At 70.0% G+C, this 21,511-nt stretch carries 21 protein-coding genes; 11 read left to right on the forward strand and 10 right to left on the reverse strand.

Going from position 1 to position 21,511, the window contains the following annotated elements; translation table 11 throughout:
- Positions 1-31: 31 nt before the first annotated feature.
- The 4 genes from mscL to QJS31_RS22415 all read right to left on the reverse strand — a co-directional run bounded on the left by mscL (position 32) and on the right by QJS31_RS22415 (position 2,357).
- Complete coding sequence (gene mscL / locus QJS31_RS22400) at positions 32-436, reverse strand: large conductance mechanosensitive channel protein MscL (protein WP_282785915.1); 405 nt, start codon at positions 434-436, stop codon at positions 32-34.
- Positions 437-567: 131 nt separating this feature from the next.
- Positions 568-1,254 carry an RcpC/CpaB family pilus assembly protein gene (locus QJS31_RS22405; RefSeq protein ID WP_306357606.1) on the reverse strand — a complete coding sequence of 229 codons (687 nt, stop codon included), beginning with the start codon at positions 1,252-1,254 and terminating at the stop codon, positions 568-570.
- 114 nt (positions 1,255-1,368) lie between these two features.
- Positions 1,369-1,677 (reverse strand): FmdB family zinc ribbon protein, encoded by a 309-nt coding sequence (locus QJS31_RS22410; RefSeq protein ID WP_306357607.1) that lies wholly within the window; start codon positions 1,675-1,677, stop codon positions 1,369-1,371.
- An 89-nt stretch (positions 1,678-1,766) separates the two neighbouring features.
- Positions 1,767-2,357, reverse strand: a complete 591-nt coding sequence (locus QJS31_RS22415) for a 5-formyltetrahydrofolate cyclo-ligase (RefSeq protein ID WP_306357608.1) — start codon at positions 2,355-2,357, stop codon at positions 1,767-1,769.
- 297 nt (positions 2,358-2,654) lie between these two features.
- Between QJS31_RS22415 and QJS31_RS22420 the strand changes: the two genes are divergently transcribed.
- The 4 genes from QJS31_RS22420 to glpR all read left to right on the forward strand — a co-directional run bounded on the left by QJS31_RS22420 (position 2,655) and on the right by glpR (position 6,960).
- Positions 2,655-3,599, forward strand: coding sequence for a UTP--glucose-1-phosphate uridylyltransferase (locus QJS31_RS22420; RefSeq protein ID WP_282785076.1), 945 nt, complete (start codon positions 2,655-2,657; stop codon positions 3,597-3,599).
- A 43-nt stretch (positions 3,600-3,642) separates the two neighbouring features.
- Positions 3,643-4,902, forward strand: a complete 1,260-nt coding sequence (gene glp / locus QJS31_RS22425) for a gephyrin-like molybdotransferase Glp (RefSeq protein ID WP_282785075.1) — start codon at positions 3,643-3,645, stop codon at positions 4,900-4,902.
- Between the two features lie 9 nt (positions 4,903-4,911).
- On the forward strand, positions 4,912-5,562 hold the full coding sequence (locus QJS31_RS22430; RefSeq protein WP_029931179.1) for a GNAT family N-acetyltransferase: 651 nt from the start codon (positions 4,912-4,914) through the stop codon (positions 5,560-5,562).
- A gap of 165 nt (positions 5,563-5,727) precedes the next feature.
- Complete coding sequence (glpR, locus tag QJS31_RS22435) at positions 5,728-6,960, forward strand: gephyrin-like molybdotransferase receptor GlpR (RefSeq protein ID WP_306357609.1); 1,233 nt, start codon at positions 5,728-5,730, stop codon at positions 6,958-6,960.
- A 383-nt stretch (positions 6,961-7,343) separates the two neighbouring features.
- Here the strand turns inward: glpR and QJS31_RS22440 are convergent, their stop codons facing one another.
- Positions 7,344-8,147, reverse strand: coding sequence for a hypothetical protein (locus QJS31_RS22440; RefSeq protein ID WP_306357610.1), 804 nt, complete (start codon positions 8,145-8,147; stop codon positions 7,344-7,346).
- A 398-nt stretch (positions 8,148-8,545) separates the two neighbouring features.
- Here QJS31_RS22440 and QJS31_RS22445 point away from each other — a divergent pair, with 398 nt between their 5' ends.
- Positions 8,546-9,334 carry a C40 family peptidase gene (locus QJS31_RS22445; protein ID WP_282785071.1) on the forward strand — a complete coding sequence of 263 codons (789 nt, stop codon included), beginning with the start codon at positions 8,546-8,548 and terminating at the stop codon, positions 9,332-9,334.
- An 88-nt stretch (positions 9,335-9,422) separates the two neighbouring features.
- On the opposite strand, the gene QJS31_RS22450 is transcribed toward QJS31_RS22445, so the two are convergent.
- Together QJS31_RS22450 and QJS31_RS22455 are read right to left on the reverse strand one after the other, a co-directional pair.
- On the reverse strand, positions 9,423-10,772 hold the full coding sequence (locus tag QJS31_RS22450) for a hypothetical protein (protein WP_039817154.1): 1,350 nt from the start codon (positions 10,770-10,772) through the stop codon (positions 9,423-9,425).
- 229 nt (positions 10,773-11,001) lie between these two features.
- Positions 11,002-12,510 (reverse strand): serine/threonine-protein kinase, encoded by a 1,509-nt coding sequence (locus tag QJS31_RS22455; RefSeq protein ID WP_306357611.1) that lies wholly within the window; start codon positions 12,508-12,510, stop codon positions 11,002-11,004.
- A gap of 217 nt (positions 12,511-12,727) precedes the next feature.
- Between QJS31_RS22455 and QJS31_RS22460 the strand changes: the two genes are divergently transcribed.
- A complete protein-coding gene (locus QJS31_RS22460) occupies positions 12,728-13,123 on the forward strand; it encodes a hypothetical protein (protein WP_306357612.1) in 396 nt (131 codons plus the stop codon).
- Between the two features lies 1 nt (position 13,124).
- Here the strand turns inward: QJS31_RS22460 and QJS31_RS22465 are convergent, their stop codons facing one another.
- The gene (locus QJS31_RS22465) at positions 13,125-14,177 is read right to left on the reverse strand and encodes an aminotransferase class V-fold PLP-dependent enzyme (protein ID WP_282778568.1); all 1,053 of its coding nucleotides are present in this window, start codon (positions 14,175-14,177) and stop codon (positions 13,125-13,127) included.
- 194 nt (positions 14,178-14,371) lie between these two features.
- On the opposite strand from QJS31_RS22465, the gene QJS31_RS22470 reads away from it, so the two are divergent.
- Positions 14,372-15,148, forward strand: coding sequence for a GntR family transcriptional regulator (locus QJS31_RS22470; protein ID WP_306357613.1), 777 nt, complete (start codon positions 14,372-14,374; stop codon positions 15,146-15,148).
- Positions 15,149-15,279: 131 nt separating this feature from the next.
- Positions 15,280-16,680, forward strand: coding sequence for a metallophosphoesterase (locus QJS31_RS22475; RefSeq protein WP_306357614.1), 1,401 nt, complete (start codon positions 15,280-15,282; stop codon positions 16,678-16,680).
- A gap of 16 nt (positions 16,681-16,696) precedes the next feature.
- Here QJS31_RS22475 and QJS31_RS22480 read toward each other — a convergent pair whose 3' ends face one another.
- The gene (locus tag QJS31_RS22480; RefSeq protein WP_306357615.1) at positions 16,697-17,107 is read right to left on the reverse strand and encodes a hypothetical protein; all 411 of its coding nucleotides are present in this window, start codon (positions 17,105-17,107) and stop codon (positions 16,697-16,699) included.
- A gap of 140 nt (positions 17,108-17,247) precedes the next feature.
- On the opposite strand from QJS31_RS22480, the gene QJS31_RS22485 reads away from it, so the two are divergent.
- Positions 17,248-19,146: a CocE/NonD family hydrolase gene (locus QJS31_RS22485; RefSeq protein ID WP_306357616.1), complete on the forward strand. Its 1,899-nt coding sequence runs from the start codon at positions 17,248-17,250 to the stop codon at positions 19,144-19,146.
- A gap of 569 nt (positions 19,147-19,715) precedes the next feature.
- Positions 19,716-20,342, forward strand: a complete 627-nt coding sequence (locus QJS31_RS22490; protein ID WP_282778578.1) for a helix-turn-helix domain-containing protein — start codon at positions 19,716-19,718, stop codon at positions 20,340-20,342.
- 220 nt (positions 20,343-20,562) lie between these two features.
- On the opposite strand, the gene QJS31_RS22495 is transcribed toward QJS31_RS22490, so the two are convergent.
- Positions 20,563-21,213, reverse strand: a complete 651-nt coding sequence (locus QJS31_RS22495; RefSeq protein WP_282778580.1) for a hypothetical protein — start codon at positions 21,211-21,213, stop codon at positions 20,563-20,565.
- 18 nt (positions 21,214-21,231) lie between these two features.
- Between QJS31_RS22495 and QJS31_RS22500 the strand changes: the two genes are divergently transcribed.
- Positions 21,232-21,486: a hypothetical protein gene (locus tag QJS31_RS22500; protein WP_282778582.1), complete on the forward strand. Its 255-nt coding sequence runs from the start codon at positions 21,232-21,234 to the stop codon at positions 21,484-21,486.
- The last annotated feature ends 25 nt before the right edge of the window (positions 21,487-21,511 follow it).

The raw sequence follows: 21,511 nt of genomic DNA on the forward strand, positions 1-21,511 counted from the left end.
GCCGCTTGTTCACCGGATGGTGGGCTGCCGTTCAGGATTCGTGTTTGCCGCCGCTGCGTTCGGGACCCGCGGCGAGCAGATCGCGAATCTCGGCGAGCAATTCGAGCTCGGTTGCCGTGGCTTCGGCTGTGCCCCAGCGCTTTTTGGCCTTGTTTGCCGGTACCACCACGATGAAGTAGAGCAGGGATGCGATGATGATGAAGTTGAGCGCGGCCGTGATGATGGGGCCGATGGCGATGAAGGTCGCCGGTTTGTCGGCTACGAGTTGGAATCCCAGCCCGAGTTCGTCACTCTCGCCGAATACGGCCAACAATGGGTTGATGATGCCATTGCTGAAGGCGGTGACAATGGCGACGAATGCGGTGCCCATGACCACCGCGACCGCCAGGTCCACGACATTGCCGCGCAGTAGAAAATCCTTGAATCCCTTGAGCATGGCCGAAACTCCCTCTGCTTGATCGCCGCGCCGGGGCGGGTCGGATACGAGCGCCGAACGTGTCCGGGTGGAGCCGTGCACTGATGTTCATCAGGGGTTTACCGGGGATGCTAATCGACCGGCGGTGCCGGTCAGTGGAACACGACGGTAAGGGCGGTGCGTAGCGAGGCGGCGGCGACCGCGGTGGCATGGCGGGCGTCGAGCGCCACCAGTACCACCCGCTCACCGGACTCGCGTGGCCCGTCGCCCCCGGAGACCAGCACCACCGCGGCATCGGTCGCCAGCACGCGCACCGGCGGCACGGAGTCGGCTTCGGCGGTCCGCCGCGAGCGCTGCTCCCGGGCCGTGTCGCCCGGATCCGCCTCCGCCGCCACCACGTCCACGCGATCACCGGCGCGCAGGACGGACGCGACCGCCTCGTCGGCCAGCCGGATCGGGACGATGCGCGCATCGGGGGTACCGGCCGCCGCGGCGGCCAGCCGGGGACCGACGACGCGGACATCGGTGAGGATCTCACCCGCGCGCACCGCGCCCGTCAGCGTCGCACCCAGCAGTGCGGCCGGATCTTCCGCGAAACCCTCCGGCAGACCGGTGGTCTCGCGGCCGACGCTGCGGATGTCCGGTGCGCCGAGCGTATGTCCGGGCGGTAGCTCCCGGGCGGCGACCACCACCTCGGTGCGCCGGTCGGCCGGGTCGCCGCGCAGTGCCAGCGCGGCCGCCAGCACCAGCAGGCCCACCGCCACCAGTCGGCGCGGGACGGCGCCGTCCGACCAGGGTGGTCGCGGCAGTTCGGCGAGCGCGGAGCGCAATCGGTTCATGGCTCGGAGCCTAGAACCGCGCACGGCTGGGCCGACCCCGGAGACGGCTGCCGAAGGGGTCGGCTGTGGATAACGAAAGTGGTGTGGACAGAGCCTGTTTCAGGCCCCGGACCGTCAGGCCGCGGAGGTGCTGGAGCTCGTACTGGAGCCGGAGGAGGCCGTCGACGCGGTGGACGTGGCACCGCTGCTCGTGGAGCCGCCGTCGGAGGACGCCGCCGCCTTGGCCGGTTCGCTCGAGGTCGACCCGTTGCGGCTGTCGGTGCGGTAGAAGCCGCTGCCCTTGAACACGATGCCCACCGAGTTGAACAGCTTGCGCAGCTTGCCGTCGCACGCGGGGCAGACGGTCAGCGCGTCATCGGAGAAGGACTGCACGATGTCGAACTTGTTGTCGCACTCGGTGCAGGCGTACGAGTAAGTAGGCATCGGATTACCTCCACGGTCTCAGTCGACTTAGCACTCTACAGCCGATAGTGCCAACGCGGGTAATCGACCACTTGTTCCAGGGGCGGGGGTCAGTCGTTGGCGTCGGCCGCCAGTTGTCGGAGGCCGTGGTGGGGGGTCAGGGCCCAGCCCATGCGGTGGTCGTGGGGTTCTTCCGGGAGGTGGTCCACCAGTTCGTCGTCGCGGACCACGGCGATGAGGCGGGCGGCGGGGCGGGCGGCGTGCAGGGTGCGGTCGTAGTAGCCCGCGCCGCGGCCCAGGCGGACGCCGCGGCGGTCCACGGCCAGGGCGGGAATCAGGATCAGCTCGGCCAGGCCCAGGGCGTCGTGGACGGGCGGGCCGTCCGGTTCCAGCAGGCCGTAGCGGGCGCGGCGGAGGCGGTCGCCGCCGAGGTATTCGGCCCAGGTGAGCGGTCCGGGTGGGCCGGTGACCGGGAGCAGCACCCGCGCGCCGCCGGCGCGCAGCGCGTCGAGCAGGGCGGGTGAGCCGGGCTCGGTGCCGACCGGGACGTAGGCGCACACCCAGCCGCTGGCACGCAGTGCCGTCACTCCGGCCGCCAGGGCCGCGGCCTCGGTCGCGTGCTGCTCGGCGGAGACGGCGGCACGGCGTGCCAGTATCTCGGCCCGCCATGCCTGCTTGTCCCATTCACCGGTTGTCGTCACGGCCTCACCCTAGGTGTCGCCGGCGCCGTCCCCCGACGCCGATACGGCGGTGTGATAGGTGTCGCAGTGTCCGATTTTCGACCTGAGACTTCCGCCGCCAGCTGCGAATATCGCTGTTGCCACGCGATAGCGGGGCGCTGTGGACGGTTTCGGCACCCCTCCGAACGGGCAGCTTATCCCCGTGTGAGCAGTGACGTTCGACGCGCTCGTCACGGTTTCGCCGCATAGGCTCTCCGGCATGTCGGAGCGCTGTCGAACGCGTCTTCGGCCCAGGTGACGGATGGATAGGGTGTGTTCATGACAGCAGATGCCGGACAGTCCGGGAACGGGTCGTGCTTCCGCACCGCGGTGGTGCCCGCGGCCGGACTCGGCACCAGGTTCCTGCCCGCGACCAAGACCGTGCCCAAGGAACTGCTACCGGTGGTCGACACCCCCGGTATCGAGTTGGTCGCCACCGAGGCCGCCGACTCCGGCGCGAGCCGCCTGGTCATCGTGACCTCGCCCGGCAAGGACGGGGTGGTCGCGCATTTCGTCGAGGATCTGGTCCTCGAGGGCACGCTCGCCGAGCGTGGCAAGTTCGCGCTGCTGGAAAAGGTGCGCAAGGCCCCGGCCCTGCTCGACGTCACCTCCGTCGTGCAGGAGGAGCCCCTCGGGCTGGGACATGCGGTCGCGCAGGCGGAGTCGGTGCTCGACGATGACGAGACGGCCGTCGCCGTGCTGCTGCCCGACGATCTGGTGCTGCCCAGCGGCGTGCTGGCCGTGATGAACCGGGTGCGCGACACCTTCGGCGGCTCGGTGCTGTGCGCCATCGACGTGCCCAAGGACCAGGTGAGCGCCTACGGCGTCTTCGACGTCGATCCGGTGGCGGGCGGCACTCCGAACGTGCTGAAGGTCAACGGCATGGTGGAGAAGCCCAAACTGGAGGACGCCCCCTCGACCTACGCGGCGGCGGGCCGCTACCTGCTCGACCGCGCCGTCTTCGACGCCCTGCGCCGCATCGAGCCCGGCGCGGGCGGTGAGCTGCAACTCACCGACGCCATCGCGCTGCTGATCGCCGAGGATCACCCGGTACACGTGGTGGTGCATCGTGGGTCGCGCCACGATCTCGGCAACCCGGGCGGCTATCTTCGTGCTGCGGTCGATTTCGCTTTGCAACGCGAGGAATACGGCCCCGCCCTACGCGAGTGGCTGGAACAGCGCCTGCGTCCGGATTGGGATCCGCAGCCGACCTCGTACGAATGATCCGCGTGACCGGTTGGGTCGGGTTGGAACGAGGAAGGGCTGAATGCGCTCGGTTGAGGATCAGCAGATCAAGGTGACCGCGGCGGCCGTAGCGCCGCGCCCGGTACGGGTGGCGATCTCCGAGGCTCAGGGGCTGCTGTGCGCCGAGGACGTGGTGACCGAGCGCCCGCTGCCGGGCTTCGACCAGGCGGCCATCGACGGCTACGCCGTGCGCAGCGTCGATGTCTCGGGTGCGGGCGCCGATATCCGAGACGAGGACGGCAACCCCATTGATCTGTCCCTTCCCGTGGTGGGGGAGGTGGCGGCCGGATCACGGCAGCCGATTCGCTTGCAGCCCAGGCAGACCGTGCGCGTCGACACCGGCGCCCCGCTGCCCACGCTCGCCGACGCGGTGCTGCCGCTGGACTTCACCGACGGCGGCCGGGCGCGGGTGAAGGTCTACGAGCCGGTGCGCACCGGCGACTACGTGCGCCGCATCGGCGACGATGTGCAGCCCGGTGACCTCGCCGTGCGCGCGGGCACCATTATCGGTCCGGCGCAGGTGGGCCTGCTGGCGGCGGTCGGCCGCGACAAGGTGCTGGTGCATCCGCGCCCCCGGCTGTCGGTGCTGTCGGTGGGCGGGGAACTGGTCGACATCGACCGCACCCCCGGACCCGGTCAGGTCTACGACGTGAACTCCTACGCCCTGGCCGCCGCCGCACGCGACGCCGGAGCCGATGTGAACCGGGTCGGCATCGTGAGCGGCGACGCCAAGCGGCTGCGCGATGTGGTCGAGGGACAGTTGGTGCGCTCCGAGGTCGTGGTGATCGCGGGCGCGGTCGGCGGTTGGGCCTCGGAGCAGATCCGGGAGGCGCTCGAGGGCCTGGGCGAACTGGAGATCACCCGCGTCGGCATGCATCCGGGCTCGGTGCAGGGGTTCGGGCGTTTGGGGCGCGATGAGGTGCCCACCTTCCTGCTGCCCTCGAACCCCGTTGGCGCGCTGGTGGTCTTCGAGGTGATGGTGCGCCCGCTGATCCGCATCGCGCTGGGCCGCCGCCATCCCATGCGCCGCATCGTGAAGGCGCGCACCATCCTGCCGATCTCCTCCATTCCCGGGCGGCGCGGTTATCTGCGCGCCCAACTCATGCGCGACGAGCAGACCGGCGAGTATCTGGTGCAGCCCCTGGGCGGCCCCAACGGCGCGTCCTCGCACCTGCTGGCCACGCTCGCGGAGGCCAATTCGCTCATCGTGATCGATCCGGAGGTCACCGAGGTGCGCACCGGTGACGAGGTGCGGGTCGCCTTTCTCGCGCAGCGTGGGTGACGGGTGGACATGAATGTCTTCCGGGCTGGTCAGCATCCCGGGTGGCCCGCTCATCTGGGTCCGGTGCGGGTGGCGGCCGGACGCGTGACCCTGCGCCCCATTCGTTTGCGGGATGCGAGCGCCTGGAGCCGGATTCGGCTGCGTGATCGAGAACACCTGGAGCCGTGGGAGCCGACCGGGCGCGGCTCCTGGGAGGCGCGCAATCACGCCTCGAACTGGCCGGCGCTGTGGTCGAGTCTGAAGGCCGAGGCGCGGCGTGGCGCGATGATCCCGCTCGTGATCGAGGTCGAGGGCCAGTTCAGCGGGCAGCTGACGGTCGGCAATATCGTGCGCGGCGCATTGCGCTCGGCCTGGATCGGCTACTGGGTGTCCAAGGAGGTGGGCGGTCAGGGCGTGGCCACGGCCGCCCTGGCGCTGGGCCTGGACCACTGCTTCGGAGAGGTCGGGCTGCACCGCGTGGAGGCCACCGTGCGCCCGGAGAACCTGGCCAGCCAGGCGGTTTTGCGCAATGTGGGGTTCCGGGAGGAAGGGCTGCTGCAGCGCTATCTGGACGTGGACGGCGCGTGGCGTGACCATCTGCTCGTCGGCATGACGGTCGAGGAGGTGTCGGGCACGGTGGTGAATCGCCTCATACGTACCGGACGGGCAACCCCGGGTTAACTCCTGTGACTAGTGTGGCGGGTGTGGACGGCGCGCCTGCCGGGAATTCCTATGTTGCCGAATTAGCCTACGGACGTCGGTGGTGCGCCTGCACCACCATGCGGCGCATGTCGAAGGGACTGCTGTCGAAGGGACTGGGGCCTGGCGGGACGGAGGTGGAGCACGATGCCGAATTCGATCTTGTGGATCGGTCTGGTGGTGCTCTGGGTATTCGTGCTGTTCCCCATGCTCGCCGGACGGCACCCGCGCATTCGGCAGACGACCGACGCGGCCCTGGCGACCCGGGTGTTGCATCGTGGTGACGCCAAGCGACTCATCAGGAAACGGCCCGCCGCCGGCCATGACACCGACCCCGACTATGTACCCACCCGGAGAGTTGAGCATCCCCACACCGATGATGCGGAGGATCGGATGACGAGATCGGACGACGAGACCGCCACCGGCGACGACGATTTCGAGGCCGACCGCGAAGTCGATACGGTTGTCGCGCCGAACGCGGAGTCCGGCGCGGACCTCGACGACGAATTCGTCGACGCGGACGAGGATCGGGTGGAGGCGGCCGACGAGTTCGATGCCGACGATCCCGGGATCCACGGCGAAGCCCCGGTCGACGGGTACGGCGTCGATGACGATGACGTGCGCGACGACTACGAGCGGGATGCCGCCTACGAGGCGGATATGCACGACGACCCCCCTTCGGATGCCGACCCTCGCTCCGACTACGACGTCGACTCCGATGCCGGATCCGACTCAGGCACAGACGATCGCGACCACGTGGCGGACGACGAGTCAGTTCCGGCCGCGGCGCGCGCCTCGACCGTCATGGCCCGAATTCCCGCCGCCCGCACGCCGGAGCCGTACGACGAGGACGAATCCGAGTACGACGAGCGGGATTTCGTGCCTTCCCGTCGCGGTCGCGGCGGCTACGACCCGGAGGCCGATGCCATCGCCCGCGCCGCCCGCTACCGCTTCCGCCAGCGGGCCGTGCTCGGACTGGCTTGCAGCGTGGTGCTTTTCGCCGCGGGCGGACTGCTGGTGTCGTCGCGGGTGTGGGGGCTGTGCGCGCTGTCCGCGGCCGTCCTGGTGGGCTATCTGGCCTACCTGCGCAAGCAGGTGCGGATCGAGGAGGATATCCGCCGCCGCCGCACCGCCCGTTTGGCCCGCAACCGCCACCGCGGGGATGCGGACGACGACGAGGAGGAGTCTCCACGCCGCGTCGTCGATCACCGTTCACCCGACCGGGAGAGCGCGCGCACCCGGCTGCGACGCGCCACGCTCCTGGAACCCGACGACGAGGATCCGATGTTCGAGCATCTGGAGATGTTCGACGCCGCAACCGCCCGTGAAACCCGCGAGCGCGCCGCGGGCGCCCGCATGCGCCGCGCGGTGGGCGAGTAGACCACCCGCTCTCCCCGCTGACACCGAGGCCCCGTGTTTCGGGTCGGGGTGCACGCAGTGATCCCGCCTTTCGGGTCGCGGGCACTGGACTAATGCCCGATCACCGAACGCGTCCGCCCGAGCCGAGGGGCGCGGACGAGCCGCGCGCCTACTTCGGGTCGCGGTACGGCGGATCGTTCGAACCCGGATTGGGTGCGGACGAGGCGCGCGCCTACTTCGGGTCGCGGTACGGCGGATCGTTCGAACCCGGATTGGGTGCGGACGAGGCGCGCGCCTACTCCGGGTTGCGGTACGGCGGATCGTTCGAACCCGGACCGGGTGCGACGGGGCGCGCGGCCGGTCGTACGAACGCGTGTTGTGCCGCGGCACCGCGTGGTGCATCGTCAGCCGATCTGCTGCTCGATTCGTTCGGCCAGAGTGCGCAGTGCGGCGGCGAATTCGCGGGCGGCGGCGGGGTCGCCGCTGGACTCGCGGACCGCGCGGCGGGTGAGGGCGGCGAGGCGCGCCTCCATCGCGGCGAAGGGCCCGGCGCGGCGGGCGGTCGTGGATTCGGGGCGGTCGCCGCGCTGCCAGGCGCGCAGTCGTTCGACCACATCGGCTTCGTCGAAGCGCGGCGGCAGCAGCGCCACCGCCTCGCGGAGAGTGGCGGCGGTGATCTTGACGTTCTCGGCGGCGAGGGTGGTGTAGACCGTCACAGCCGCGTCGTCGCCGTGTTCGGCCGCCACCGGCAGCAGTTCGCGAATCTGGCCCTCGTTGATGGCGGGCGCGTGCCGGTGCAGGCGCGCGGCCAGCGGCCAGGCGCGAATCAGCTTGTGGGCGTAGGAGCGCCGCATATCCCAGCGCTGCTCCACGTAGTCGTCGAAGGTCGCGTACCCATTGCGGTAGAGGCGGCCGTCGCGGACGATCTGCAATGCCCGCCCGGCCGACCAGAATGCCTGGCGCAGCGTATCGATCGACGATTCGCAGACGGCCAGCTGTGCGTGCTCGCATTCGCTCAGCGGTCCCTCACCCGCCGCGAGCGAGGGTAATTCCAGCACGGTGGGCGCGGCCTCCTGCGGCGGCGGTACCGTGCCCAGTCGAATGGCTATCGGGCTGCCCTCCGCAATGCCGTCCTCGAATTCCGATCGCTGCCATCCGATATTGCGCGACGGCGGGTATTCGGCACTGTCGGACGAGGATTTCCGCATCAGGCCGAAACCTCGCCCAGAAGACCGTCGCGTGCGCCGAACTCATCGCGTTCACGGGGGATTGCCGCAGTTCCAGGGGGTTTGATCATGAACAATCCTCCAAAGATGAGGAGCGTCGGCGGATGCCGGAAAAGTCTCGCACGCATGCGTGCGATGCCTCCGGATTGGGCGCCGAAAATCGCCGTGACGACCGGATTCTCGTGCCTGCCGCCCGGTCCGCTGTGTCCAATTGGACACAGCGATGCGCCGCATTGTGGTGCGTTACGTTAGTCGTTCGTTATCGAAACTCGCGTGTCGGACTGTGCATAACCCTGTGAACAAGCGAACCATGCAATGTCGAAGTGTGGATGTGATGAGTGTCAACCGAGTAGCTCACAGCTCGATCGGAGGACTGCATCATGGAAACAGGCGGAGACAGACAACGGTTTCGTTTCTTCGCACGGCACATTTCTTGGCGGCCACTGGTGGTCGGGGCGCTCGGCGCCGCGGGCCTCGCCGTGGCTCTGCTCTACTCCGCTGGTTCGGCGAAGGCCGAGCCGGTGGCGGTGCCCGGCTTCGGCGTCATCGAGATTCCGAACGACATCGCGGGCAGCTTCGGCTTCGGCCCCGGACCCGCGCCGGGCGCATCGACGTTCGATACCGCGCCGGGCGTGCTCACCGTCCCCGACGCCGCCCCGGCGGCCATGGCGCCGCCAGCGCCGCAACCAGCCGCCGCCCCGGCGGCTTCCCGTAGCGTCACCGTCGCGGGGCTCGGCACGTTCCCCGTGCCCGACGGTGTGCCCCCACTGGTCGGCATCCCCGGCGTCACCGACCATCCGGCCCCCGTGGCGGTTCCGGACCGTCCGACCACGGGGGAGCGGGCCGTCGAGGCCGCCCGCTCCAAATTGGGCACCGCCTATCGCATGGGCGGTACGGGGCCGGACTCCTTCGACTGCTCCGGTCTGGTGCAGTGGTCCTATCGCGAGGCGGGAGTGGATCTGCCGCGTACCAGTCAGGGCCAGTTGGCCGTCGGCACCCCGGTCGGCGTGGACGAGCTCCAGCCCGGCGATCTGGTGTCGTTCTACGGCGGCGGGCATTCGGCGCTGTACGCGGGTGACGGCCGGATCATCCACGCCTCCACCTACGGCGTCGGCGTCACCGAGACCGAACTCGGCGATATGCCGATCACCGGCGCCCGCCGCTACTGACCGATCGACATCCGATGGCCGGAACGCCGACGTCCCGGTCGGATGCATCCGACCGGGACGTCAGCGATTGCGCTCAGGAGCGGCCGGTTCAGTTCCGCCGCTGCTTGGTGGTGCGGGCGCGACGGCGCTCGGCCTGCATTTCGGCGAGTTCACGCTCGAGGTCGTCCGCGACGCGGAACTGACCCGTGTCGTAGATATCGCTCGCGTCGGAGCCGTCCTTGTCGTCCTTGTTCTTGCCCGCGATCACCGGCGAGCTGATGGTCTCGGCCCAGATGGCGTCCAGCTCGGCGGCCGCAGCGGCCGACGCGCGGGTGGTCTCGGCCGCCGTGGTGCGCTTCTCCGGCGCCGCGGGGGCCGGGATGGTGTTCGTGGCGGCGGTGGCCGACGCGGTGCCGTTGCGCTTGGGTGCGGCACCGTTCTTCGTGGTCGCCGGGGTGCCCTTGCGGTCGGCCGGGGCAGCCTCGAGGGCCGGAGTGCGGCCCTTGCCCGCGGCTTCGGCATCCTCGGCGGGAACCGTTTCCGCGTCCAGCACCGGATCTTTCGGGCTGCCCTCCTTGGTCTCGGTGCGCTCGGGTGCCTTCTCGACGGCCTGGTGCGGCGCGGTCATCTTGTAGTCCGCCATGGTGGAGAGCCTGCGCACCTGTAACTTCTGCCGGATCTGCTCGGCCGGATCGGGCAGGCCCCGAATCTGTTCGGTGGCATGGCCGATGGCTTGGCCGTAGCGCGCGCTGACGGCATTGTGGATGAGCAGCGCGACGCCGATCATGACCGGCGCGACGGCGTGCACCGCGGTCTCGTACCAGTCCCCGGCGGCCACGTACGGGTAGGTATTGAGGCCGACGGTCAGTGAGAGCAGGGCGAATTCGGCGATGTGCACCTGGCGGCGGTTCTCCAGCACACCCCATTCGGCCACCTTGTTGGTGCCGATCATGATGATGATCAGACAGACGCTGATCATGCCTTCGAGCAGGTAGCTGAACCAGAACAGCGGATTGCCGGGGCCGCCGGGCGCGATGTTCTGCTGCACGTTGACCGCGGACCACAGCATGCCCGCGCCGACCACACCGGCCAGGGCGCGCAGGGACCACGCACGGTGCTTGTAGAGCGAGGCCAGTTTCGCATGCGGGCTGGATTCGCGTCGCTGCGCGGCGATGGCCTTGCGCGCCATCAGCAGATCTCGCATATCGGCCTTCTCGATCTCCTCGCCGGTCGCCCTGGCGCGGTCGGCCGCCGCCGCGGTGGCCTGGACCTGCTTCCATCGCTGTTCGCGGTCCTGGATGCGAATCCGTTCGGCCAGCTCCCGTTCGGCAGCCAGCTCGTCTTCGGACAGCGCTTCGGTCAGGGCAGGATCGAACTGATACGCCAGCCGTCCCCGCGCCTTCTCGACGCGATTGGCTAGCTGCGTGACATCGTCCTCGAACGGAAACTCGATCGTCATATCTCCTCCCGCAGCAGACGATCCGACCCTGGACAGGTGTTCACGAGTGGCAATCGCACATGCCATTAATAGTCGATGGCTCGCTCAGACGAAACTGGGGATTTGCCCTCAGTCCAGTCCGTCTCGGCGTGCCGCGCGCGACACGCCCAACAATCGCTCGATTACGCACCGTTAGGTTCGGTCGGATGACCTGCAATGAAACGGACATAAAGGTTTCGGATCGCGCGTGTCAGGGTACGAGCTCCGCGCTGTCGATCCGGTACGCGTCATCCGTCCGCACCAACTGAGCCCGCCGGGTTTCGGTTCCGGTGCGACCGTCGGCGTAGCGGAGCGAGAGCCGGTAGGTGACCGTCAGATCCGCCGGATTCGGACTTACCTCCGAAACCGTGACGGAACCGACTGTGCCCCAGAAGTCTTGATACGCGGCGTAGCCACCGACGAAGCCCTGATAGCGCGGTGTCAGGCGGGCCCACGCGGCGGCGGTGTCGGACGGCAGCAGGGCGTAGTGGTCGCGGACGTAGTTCGCCAGCCCGACGGCGCTCGACTCCGGAGCGGTGACCTCGGTGGTCGTGTCGGCCCGCCACGGGCCCAGTGCGGGCGCGGTCGGCGTCAGGGGCGGTGTCGTCGCACCGGTTGTCGCCGCGACCGTGGACGTCGCCAGCGGCGGCCCCGGACTCGCGCTGCCGGTCGGCCCCGCCGAGAACGACTCGCGGTCCACGAGCAGGCCGATCACCACCGCCGCCACGAGCAGCAGGGCGACCCCGGTGCTCACGGCCAGCACGGTCCGGCGCGTCGACGTGCCCGGTGTCGCCCTGGTGCGGGTCCACACCGGATGCGAATACGGCGGGGTGGGCGGGGGCGCGGGCGTCGTATTGAGTTGCGTGGCGGCCGTTCTGGACGACCCGCCGCCCGCCTCGGCCACGCCGCCCGTCAGCGCCTCCCGCGCGGCCGCGGCCAGCGCGCCCGCGGACGGATAGCGCTGCGCCGGGTCCTTCGCCATTCCGTGCGCGATCACCTCGTCGAAGGTCGCCGGAATCCGCGCGTCCGCCAGCGAAGGACGCGGCGGCGGTTTCGACAGGTGCGCGGCGATCTGCCGCTCCACGCTGTCCCCGGGAAACGGCTTCGCCCCGGCGAGGCATTCGTAGAGCACGCAGGCCAGCGAGTACACATCGGCCCGGCCGTCGCACTCGTCGTGCGCGAGCCGCTCGGGAGCCATGTACGCGAAAGTGCCGACCGCCGCGCCCGTGGTGGTCAGGCTGCTGTCGCCGCCGCCGCGTGCGATCCCGAAGTCGATGAGGTACGCGAAACCGTCCGCGGTGGTGAGCACATTGGAGGGCTTCACATCTCGGTGCAGCAGTCCGGCCCGGTGCGCGGCATCCAGTGCCGCGGCGATCTGGCCGACATAGGACACCGCCGCGGTCGGGGACATGGGGCCGTCGGTGGCCAGCCGGGTGGACATGTCGATGCCCTCGACGAGCCGCATGTCGAGGAAGAGCCGACCGTCGATCTCGCCGTAGGCGTGGATCGGAATGATGTGCGGCTCGGTCAGTTTGGCGGCCGCCTGCGCCTCCCGGCGGAATCGCTCCCGGTACACGGGATCGTGGGCGAAGTCGGGCGGCAGCACCTTCAGCGCGACCACCCGATCGGTCTCGGTGTCGTAGGCGCGATGGACCTGCCCCATGCCACCCTCGCCGAGCAGTCCGAGGAGGCGATAGCGTCCGAAGGGAGTTCCGTCCACCCCGACAACCCAACCACACTCGCCGCCGATCCCACAGTGCCCCAACATCGATCCCACAGTGCCCCCGGCATCGATCCCACAGTGCCCGGCACCTATCCCACAGTGCCCCGGGGCCGATGGACCGGCCTCAGATCGGCGTCACTGTCCCCACCGGGTCCGGGATGCCCACGGTGTTGGGGTCGTGTGGTCGCGGTCGCCGCTCGCATACGGTGGCGTCGTGAAGGCGAACGGGGTGGGGCAGGAGCGCGAATTCGCGGGGCTGGCGGAGTGGCCGTCGCGGCGCTTCCTGACACCGGAGGAAGTCCATCAATTGACCGGGGCGCAGCGGGATTCGGCCGCCGTGCCGTCGGGGGAGCCCGCGGGAACACCGGCGCACCGGCTGCGCGGCCTGCTCTACCGGCTGGTGTGCGGGTCGAGTGTGAACGCCGGTGGCACACCCCGGCACAAGGCGGCCCCGGCGCAGATCGTCGCCGAGTGGCGTCCGGTCGCGGCCGCGCTGACGCTGTGGGGTCTGGCCCGCTGGATCGGGCCGGACACCCTGGAGGCGACCGCGGCCGGGGTGGACTGGATCGCCGCCGATCTACGGCTGCGGGGCGTGGAACTGGCGCCGTGAGCTAGCCGTTCAGCACGTTCAGGGCGCGGTCGATGTCGTCCTCGGTGTTGTACAGGTGGCAGGCCAGCCGCAGCCGTCCGGCGCGCAGTGAGCCCACCACCTTGGCCGCCCGCAGCCGCTCCAGGGTGTCCGGGGTGACGGCGAGCGAGACCACCGCCGAATTACCCTCGGGCAGGCCCAGTCCCGCGCGCAGCCGGTTGGCCAGTGCGACATCGTGCCGGTGGATGGCCTCGATGCCGACGGCTTCGATGAGGTCGAACGCCGGGCGCTGGGCCAGCACGGCGGGCCAGACGGGCGAGACGTCGAAGCGGCGGGCGTCCTCGGCCTGCCGCAGCGGGCCGTCGTAGCAGGTCTGCCACGGGTCGAAGCCCGAGTACCACCCGGCGGCCAAGGGCCGCAGCGTATTCAGTGCTTCGTCGGTGCCCGCGAGGTAGGCGGTGCCCTTCGCGCCGAGCAGCCACTTGTATCCGACGCTGACCACCCAGTCGGCCCCGGTGTCGTGCACGGGATACCAGCCCGCGGCCTGGCTCAGGTCGAGCAGCGTTCGCGCTCCGTGGGTTCGGGCCGCAGCGACGGTGGCGGGCAGATCGAGCACCGCGCCGTCGGCGGACTGCACCGCCGCGGCGGCCACCAGATCGTCTTCCGGGCGAACGGCTTCCGGGATATCGGCCAACGGGACGGTGCGCACGTGCAGTTCCGGCCGGGCCAGGAACGGCCACAGCACCGACGTGAACTCGCCCTCGGGCACGAGTACGTGCGCGCCCGCGGGCAGACTCTCCGCCACCAGGCCCACCAGCTGCGATACCTGCGAGCCGAGCGCCACCTGATCGGCGCGCATCCCGGTGAGCCGCGCGAACGATTCCCGGCAGGAGGCGGCCACGGCGTCGACGGCGGGGATGTCGAACTCGCCGCGCATGCGTTCGCGTTCGGCGGCTCCGGCCGCGTCCACCGCGGTGATCGGCATCAGTCCGTAGCTGGCGGCGTTCAGATAGGTGACGGCGGGTGCGAAGGCCTCCCGTATCGAGGACGGCAGCAGGGCGGGTTCGGCGGTCATCCCCTCATCTTGTGAGTCGCCGGGACGCGCGGACAAGAGCCAGCGTGGTGAATCTGGCCCGAATCGCCGGGGCGACGGCGTCGGGATAGCACGCGGCGGCGGGTTGTGCGCAGCCACACGTTCGGATGCGGAGGTGAGCCGCTCCCGGGGCGCTAGACTGTCTCAGACGTTGAACGGCAGGAAGGGACGATGCGATGGGAGCTCAGACGGTAGTCGCCGATGTCGCGGACGAGCTGGCCCGCCGTGTCGTCGAGGGAGTGTACGAACCGGGTGACCTGATGCCCTCGGTGCGGCAGGTCGCGGAGGAGTTCGAGATGAACCGGGCCACCGCGCAGCTGGTGCTCGGCAGGCTGGAGTCCTACGGGTTCGCCCAGGCGTACCGGGGCAAGGGCTTCGTGATTCGCGATGTGCGCTCGGACGGGGGCGCGGAGGTCTACCGTCGGGTCTTCCAGCTCTCACTGGGCGCGCCCGAGGTGGCCGCGGAGATGTTCCGCGGCATCGTGGCCGAGGAGCGCGGCATCGTCCTGGACGCTCTCGTGGGTTACACCGACGGCGATGAGCGGCTCGATCCGAACGAATTGGCGGCCGCCGTGGACGAGCTGGAAACCGTTGCCCGAATGCCCGATCCGGATCATCGTGCCATGCTCGCCCTGGAACTGGATCTGGTGCGGCGGCTGCTCACCGTGCTCGACCTCGGTATGCGCCGGGCCGTGCTGAACTCCATCGGCGAGACGGTGCTGGACGTGCCCGAGGCGGTCGCCGCGTACTACGCCGCCGGACCGGACCTGCACGTCCTGGTGTGGCGCGCCCTGCTGGCGGTGTGGGAGTCCGACGGCGGACCGAGTGCGGCGCAGCTGGCGCTGTTCGAGGATCTGTTCGAGATGTACCACGTCAAGGTGGCCGCCCGCTTCGCCGAACTGGTCGGGGCGTCGGGCGCGCCGGGGGCGGAACGGTCGTCGCGCACGGCCTGAGCGTTCGCGGCCGTCCCGGCCCGCGACAGAATTCGCCGGTCCAGACTCGAAACGTCATGCGCGGGCTCCGAAGCGTTCAACTGTCCACCGTACGGTCGGAATACAGCTGAGCCGACATCGTGGAGGGCACCATGGTGGATCCGTTGCTTCGAACCGTATGGCTGGCGAATGTCGCCGCCGGAGCGGCCGCCCTCACGGTGCGCACACCGGTGTACCGTCGCTCGCACTTCACCGTGGTGCGAGTGGAATCCGCTCGTCCGCAGCGTGATTCGGTGCGTGCCTCGGATCTCGAGGTGGTCACCGTCACCGATACCTCGGTGGTGCTCACCTGGACCACGCGCACCCGGGACCGCCTGGGACGGCCGCGGCCGGTGCCCGCCGACACCGAGGTGCGGATCGGTCCCGCGGACGGCGTCGGATCGCTGCCGGTCCGGTTCGCCGACACCCGTCGTACGGCCTACCACTACGCCGAGGTCACCGGCCTGGAGCCGGGACGCTCCTACCGCTTCGAGGCGTACTCCGACGGGGTGCGCGCCCGCCCGGCCCGCACCCTGGTCACCTTGCAGGCCGACGCCCCCGAATCGACCGGCGTCGTCACCACGGCCACCCCACCGCCGGGACGGCTGCTGCGAACCATCGCCCTGGCCAACGACATTCACTTCGGCGAACGGGAGAGCGGGTTGTTCCTGCCCGGCGTGCCCAGCGGCATGCGCCACGAGGACGAGGACCATCCGGACATGATGCTGGGGGCCGTGCTCGACGACCTCCGGACCCCGGATCGTGCGGCCGACCATCTGGTCGTGGCGGGCGATCTCACCGACGAGGGCTCTCCGGAGCAGTCGCGCGGCGTGCGCGACCGACTCGACGGCTGGGGTGCGCTGGGCCGGGACTACTTCGTCTGCCGGGGCAATCACGACCAGCTCGAGGACGCCGACGACGACCCGTGGGGTTCGGTCTTCCATCCGCACCAGCGGCTCGTCGACCACGAACTGGGCGGGTTGCGGTTGATCGGCCTGGACACCACGCGCCCGCGCGGTGCGGGCGGCATCCTCGACGCCGACCAGCGCGCCGCTCTGCGCGAACTGCTGGCCGCCGAACCGGACCGCCCCACCCTCGTCTTCGGTCATCATCCGGTGACGGCCCATGCCGCCGTGAGCAATTCGCACGGACCCGGATTCGTCCTGGATCGCGCGAGCGCCGCCGCGCTGCACGCGCTCTACCGGGCCGCGCCGGGGGTGTTCCTGCACCACAGCGGGCACACCCACCGCACCCGCCGCACCCGGCCGGACACCGCGGTGGGCGTCGAGTTCCTCGAAATCGCCTCGGTGAAGGAATATCCCGGCGGTTATGTGCTGCTGCGGGTGTACGAGGGCGGCTATACGGTCAACTTCTACAAGACCCGGGCGATGGCGGCGCGGCGTTGGAGCACCCGCACGCGCCGCCAGTATCTCGGCCTGCTGCCGGACTACGCGCTGGGCAGCTGCGCCGACCGCAACCACGTGGTGCTGCGGGACTTTTCGGGACTGCGGTGACGGACCGAGGTGACGGTCACCGGCGACGGAGGCGGGCCAGCCAGGCCGCCACCTCCACCCGGCCGTCCCGTACCTCCAGTCCCGCCGCCTCCGCCGCCACCGGTTCGGTGACCCGGCCGAGATAGCGGGACGGGCTCAGTTCCTCCAGTTCCCAACCGTCGCTGAATGATTCGCGGATGATGTCGTCGCCGATGCGCGGGCCGATGCCGGGTTCGCGATTCGACAGCGCGAGGATGTGCAGCCGACCGCCGGGCTCGCACACCGCGTGCAGGCTGCGCACGTACTCGGCGCGCAGTTCCGGCTCCTCGCCGAAGACGTGGAAGAGCGCGCTGTCGACGATGGTGTCGAAGGTGGGGGCGCGTCCGTCGGCGGCGAGCGCCTCGGATTCGGCCAGGCGCAGGGCGTCGGCCACCTGGGTTGAGGTCAACCGTTACGAATCAGATAACGGACCGTAATCGTCTGGGACGGACGAATCAAGCCGTAGACAGCACTATTTGTCCGGCACTACCGTTGTTGCATGGCGATCGGGCCATCGTGGCCCAGACAACGATGTCGAGAGGATGCTCCATGGCCGCACCCATCACCCCGGCTCCCGTACCCCTACCGCCCGACACCCGGTTCGATATCGGCCCGGAGCGGTATCCCACGGTGCACGTGGACACCACGGTCACGATCCCCATGTCGGACGGCGCGGTGCTGTGCGCCGATCTGACCCGCCCCGCCTACCGGCGCACCGAGGTGGTGCCCGACGCGTTCCCGGTCGTCGTGAACTTCACCCCGTACAACCGCATGGGCAATCGGGTCGCCGGGCGGTTCGGGCGGGTGGCGCGGCGTGCGGGACATGCGGTGCGGCCGTCGGATCGGCGTCGCTTCCGTGGCCGCGACCTGCTGCACACCCCGGCCGGGGGCGCGGTGGACGTGTGGGCGTTCAATCGCACGCTGGTGTCGCGCGGGTACGCCGATCTGGTGGTCGATGTGCGCGGTACCGGCTCCTCCACCGGCACCTGGGACTTCTTCAGCCCACGCGAACATCAGGACTACGTCGAGGTGCTGCGGTGGATACGGGAACAGCCTTGGTGCGATGGACATCTCGCGATCACAGGCATCTCCTACGGTGGTATCGCCGCCCTGATCGCGGCCGGTCAGCGGCCGGAGGGCCTCGACGCCGTCTTCGCCATCGTCGCCGGTGAGGATCCGGTGCGGGAGCTGGGGCTCACCGGCGGCGTGCCGACGCCCGGCATGGCGGTGTGGTTGGCGGCGGTGAACGCCGGGAAGTTCCTGCCCTCCCCGCGCGGCATGGTCCGCAACCGGGTGTTGCGACCGTACCTGCGGGATCGGTTCCGCTATCCGGCAAGCGGATTGGGCCTCGCCGCCCGCATCGCCACCGGTGACGGCCATCCCGACGGCTTCCTCAACGACCAGTGGGCGGCCCGGCTGCCCCGGTTCGAGGACGTCACGGCGGCGACCTGGATCCACGGCGCGTGGCACGACGTCTACAACCGCTCCAACTTCCACATGTTCGACCGACTCGCGCTGACCGACGGTGCGAAGCAGGTGCTCGTCGACGACGGTTACCACATCAGCGTCGGCAGTGGATTCGGCGCACCCGGGAACCCGCCCGCCCTGGACGAACTGCAATGCGCGTGGTTCGACAAGTGGCTCAAGGGAATCGACAACGGCATCGACGGGTACGGGCCGGTGACCGTGCGGCGGCAGGGCGGCGGGGGATGGGTGACGCGAACCCGGTTCCCGGACCCCGCCGTCGAGGTGCGTCGGCTCTACCTCACCGCGCGGCCCAGCGGAGCCGCCGACCACGCCGACACCGACGCCTCCCTGGAATCCGCTCCGCCCGAGGAGATCACCCGGCTGCCGTTGCCCACCGTCCGGGGCAGCCTGGCCTCCGGCAACACCGCCCTCATGTCCCTGGGCGTGGCCACCCTGTTCGGCCGCCGCTTCGGAGCCGACGACCGGCGCGCGGAGGCCACCGCGGTCACCTTCACGACCGAACCACTGGCGACCGATCTGGTGCTCTCCGGCCCGCTCACGGTGCATCTGCGCGCCGAAGCACATGGGACGGACGCCTTCTGGTCGGTCACGGTTACCGACGTGGAGCCCGACGGCACCTCGGCGGCGCTCACCCGGGGTGCGTTGCTGTCCTCGCTGCGCGCGGTCGACGAGCGGCGGAGCCGCTACGTCAACGGTGAACTGGTGTTCCCGCATCACACGTTGCGCGCGGACGCGGTGCTGCCGGTGGTGCCGGGGGAGCCGTTCGATCTGGATATCGAGATCAACCCCACCGAGGCGGTGTTGCGCGCCGGGCATCGCCTGCGCGTCGCCGTGGCCCCCACCAGCGTCCCACGGCACTTCCTGCCGCCCGCGGTGAAGCGAAAGATCCAGGGCCAGACCATAGTTGTCGACCCCGACCATCCCAGCTATCTCACCTACCTGGCGGTGGCGGCGGATTAGGTCCGCGCGGACCTCGGTTCCGGCCCTCGGAAGGTGCCGCGGTACGCCGAGGGCGTGGTGCCGACCGCCACCCGGCCGTTGTCGGGGCCGGACGGCTCCACCGTTCCCACGGCTGACCTCCAGACCGCCGCTCTCACCACTATCGGCGACCTGTTCGGTGTGGTCGTGCCGTCGGTCGACACGCTCATCCGAGACGTCCGGTGCGGAAGGCGATGATCTCGTCGCGCGGATCTCGTCGCGCACCCGTGCGGTGGGCTCACCCTCGGCGTCGACGAGGTGGGCGGTGACGATGCTGTGCGGGCTGCCGACATGCCGGGCGCAGAACGGCGGCGGGGTCGGATTCGCCGCCGAGTCGGGGGAGCACGCGGAGGTCGCAGTTCCCGCGCGAATCATGAAGCACCCGAACGAATGTCGTAGACGGTGAACGGCACCGGCTGGCGCGGAAGTTTGTGGTTCCGGCGAATCCGCACCCGGCGACCGACGCCCGGGCCGACAGCTGTCGAGCCTTCCCGAGGTATGTTCAAGTAAGCGGTAGAAAGTCAAGTAGGGGGCCGAGGAGAGCAAGGGCAATGCGGTCCTATGGGGAATACTGCGGTCTGGCGCGCGCGCTCGATGTCGTCGGCGCGCGGTGGAGTCTGCTCATCGTGCGGGAACTGCTCGTCGGCCCCGCCCGCTACAACGAGCTGCTGAACGGGCTGCCGGGTATCGCGACGAATCTGCTCGCCACCCGGCTGCGGGAACTCGAGGAGGTGGGCGTCGTCGCCCGCACCCTCGACACCGAGAGCAACGGCGTCGCCTACACGCTCACGCCCTGGGGGAGCGAGCTCCGCGATACCGTTGCGGCGCTGGTGAAATGGAGCACCCCGCTGATGATCTCCGGGCCCGGGGAGGACACCTTCCGTGGACACTGGCTGGTGGTCGCCCTCGACGCGCTGCTGCGCGACCGGCGCACCGACGAGCCGACGACGATCGGATTCGCCGTCGACGACGAAACCGTGATCGTGCACGTCGACGAGACCGGTGCGCGTGTCGAGCGTGGCGGCGAGGACCCCGGCACGGTGCTGCGTGGGGATTCCGCCGTCGTGTTGGGGCTGGCCTCGGGCATGCTCACCGTCGAGCAGGCGCTCGCGGCGAGTGAGCTCTGGGGCCGGAAGTCGGATCTGCTCGCCGTGTTCGGGGGCGCTCGAGTGCGGTAGTCGAACGTGTCGGCATTCGAGTCGGGCGCGAACCCGATCCGTCGCCCGGGAGTGTGCGCTGTGGGCGGTCCGCGCCCGGGAGTGTGTGCTGTGGGCGGTCCGTGGTCGGGAGTGTGCGCCGTGGCCGATCCGCCGCCCGGAATGTGCGCGCCATCCGAGGTCGCCGAGAGCAGCGTCCGCCGTGGTGCGTGCGTGATCGGGGCCGGTTCTCGGACCGGCGTCAGGTGTTCGGTGGGTCCGGCACCCGCACCTCGATCTCGCCGCCCAGCTCGAAACCGTTCTCCAAACGCAATTCGTCGCCGCTCCAAAACCGGCCCGGGTCATACCAATTGGGGCTGCGGCGCTGCGGCAGCAGCCCCATCGACTGATAGGTCGCGGCCACGATCTCCGCGCAGTAGGCGCTCTCCAGCTCCCGGGCCGCCGCGTCGCGGCGGCGCGGAATGCGGACCCGGCCGCGCAGCCATCGCCCGGCGAGGCTCGCGGTGGAGGGAAAGGGCGTCCCGTCGAGCCGGGCGATGGTGCGCAGCAGGCCGTCTTCCATCTCGCGAGTCACCGGGCGGTCCAACTGCCGCAGCCAAGCTCGCTGGCCGTAGCGGTGCGCCCACACCAGCACGGCGTCGCGCAGATTGTGCAACTGGACGCCCCGATGCGCGGTGCCCGTCCACATATCGGGCAGCGAACGCCCCAACTCCGCGTGCCAGATCAGCGCGGGCAGATCATCGAGCACCACCGACATGCCGACATGGTTCACCGGACTGTTCGTCGTCATCCGAATCGCCCGATCGGCCGCCGAATACCCACGAAACAACCAGATATCACCGGTCCTGGTGAGCTCGATCGCCCGGTCGAGTCCGATGCTCGTCCCCGTCATGGACGTAGCCTATGCGGTATGAGGTGGTGGAAGGCAGTGGGATTGGCGGGTGCGGCCGGCGTGGTGGCGACCGGCGTGGTGATCGTGCGCGCCGAGCGCCGCCGCCGCGCGTACACCCCGGACCAGGTCCGCGAACAACTGCACATCCGATACGTGCAGGCGACGGCGGCGGAACAGCCCCCCACCGCCCCCGCGCCCGAAACCCCCGTCGGCCTCCGCGCCCGAATCCGCCAGCGACTGCGCCGCCGCAAACCGCAGAACCCGTCCGTCTAGGCGACGCGCCCGAAGACGGCATCGC

Source organism: Nocardia sp. CC213A (assembly GCF_030766805.1).
GTDB lineage: Bacteria > Actinomycetota > Actinomycetes > Mycobacteriales > Mycobacteriaceae > Nocardia > Nocardia otitidiscaviarum.

Excerpts from the sequence above, each read along its gene's own strand:
- mscL (WP_282785915.1), bottom strand. The coding sequence starts at position 436 with ATGCTCAAGGGATTCAAGGATTTTCTACTGCGCGGCAATGTCGTGGAC.
- QJS31_RS22405 (WP_306357606.1), bottom strand. The coding sequence starts at position 1,254 with ATGAACCGATTGCGCTCCGCGCTCGCCGAACTGCCGCGACCACCCTGG.
- QJS31_RS22410 (WP_306357607.1), bottom strand. The coding sequence starts at position 1,677 with ATGCCTACTTACTCGTACGCCTGCACCGAGTGCGACAACAAGTTCGAC.
- QJS31_RS22420 (WP_282785076.1), top strand. The coding sequence starts at position 2,655 with ATGACAGCAGATGCCGGACAGTCCGGGAACGGGTCGTGCTTCCGCACC.
- glp (WP_282785075.1), top strand. The coding sequence starts at position 3,643 with ATGCGCTCGGTTGAGGATCAGCAGATCAAGGTGACCGCGGCGGCCGTA.
- QJS31_RS22430 (WP_029931179.1), top strand. The coding sequence starts at position 4,912 with ATGAATGTCTTCCGGGCTGGTCAGCATCCCGGGTGGCCCGCTCATCTG.
- glpR (WP_306357609.1), top strand. The coding sequence starts at position 5,728 with ATGCCGAATTCGATCTTGTGGATCGGTCTGGTGGTGCTCTGGGTATTC.
- QJS31_RS22440 (WP_306357610.1), bottom strand. The coding sequence starts at position 8,147 with ATGCGGAAATCCTCGTCCGACAGTGCCGAATACCCGCCGTCGCGCAAT.
- QJS31_RS22445 (WP_282785071.1), top strand. The coding sequence starts at position 8,546 with ATGGAAACAGGCGGAGACAGACAACGGTTTCGTTTCTTCGCACGGCAC.
- QJS31_RS22450 (WP_039817154.1), bottom strand. The coding sequence starts at position 10,772 with ATGACGATCGAGTTTCCGTTCGAGGACGATGTCACGCAGCTAGCCAAT.
- QJS31_RS22465 (WP_282778568.1), bottom strand. The coding sequence starts at position 14,177 with ATGACCGCCGAACCCGCCCTGCTGCCGTCCTCGATACGGGAGGCCTTC.
- QJS31_RS22470 (WP_306357613.1), top strand. The coding sequence starts at position 14,372 with ATGGGAGCTCAGACGGTAGTCGCCGATGTCGCGGACGAGCTGGCCCGC.
- QJS31_RS22475 (WP_306357614.1), top strand. The coding sequence starts at position 15,280 with ATGGTGGATCCGTTGCTTCGAACCGTATGGCTGGCGAATGTCGCCGCC.
- QJS31_RS22485 (WP_306357616.1), top strand. The coding sequence starts at position 17,248 with ATGGCCGCACCCATCACCCCGGCTCCCGTACCCCTACCGCCCGACACC.
- QJS31_RS22490 (WP_282778578.1), top strand. The coding sequence starts at position 19,716 with ATGCGGTCCTATGGGGAATACTGCGGTCTGGCGCGCGCGCTCGATGTC.
- QJS31_RS22495 (WP_282778580.1), bottom strand. The coding sequence starts at position 21,213 with ATGACGGGGACGAGCATCGGACTCGACCGGGCGATCGAGCTCACCAGG.
- QJS31_RS22500 (WP_282778582.1), top strand. The coding sequence starts at position 21,232 with ATGAGGTGGTGGAAGGCAGTGGGATTGGCGGGTGCGGCCGGCGTGGTG.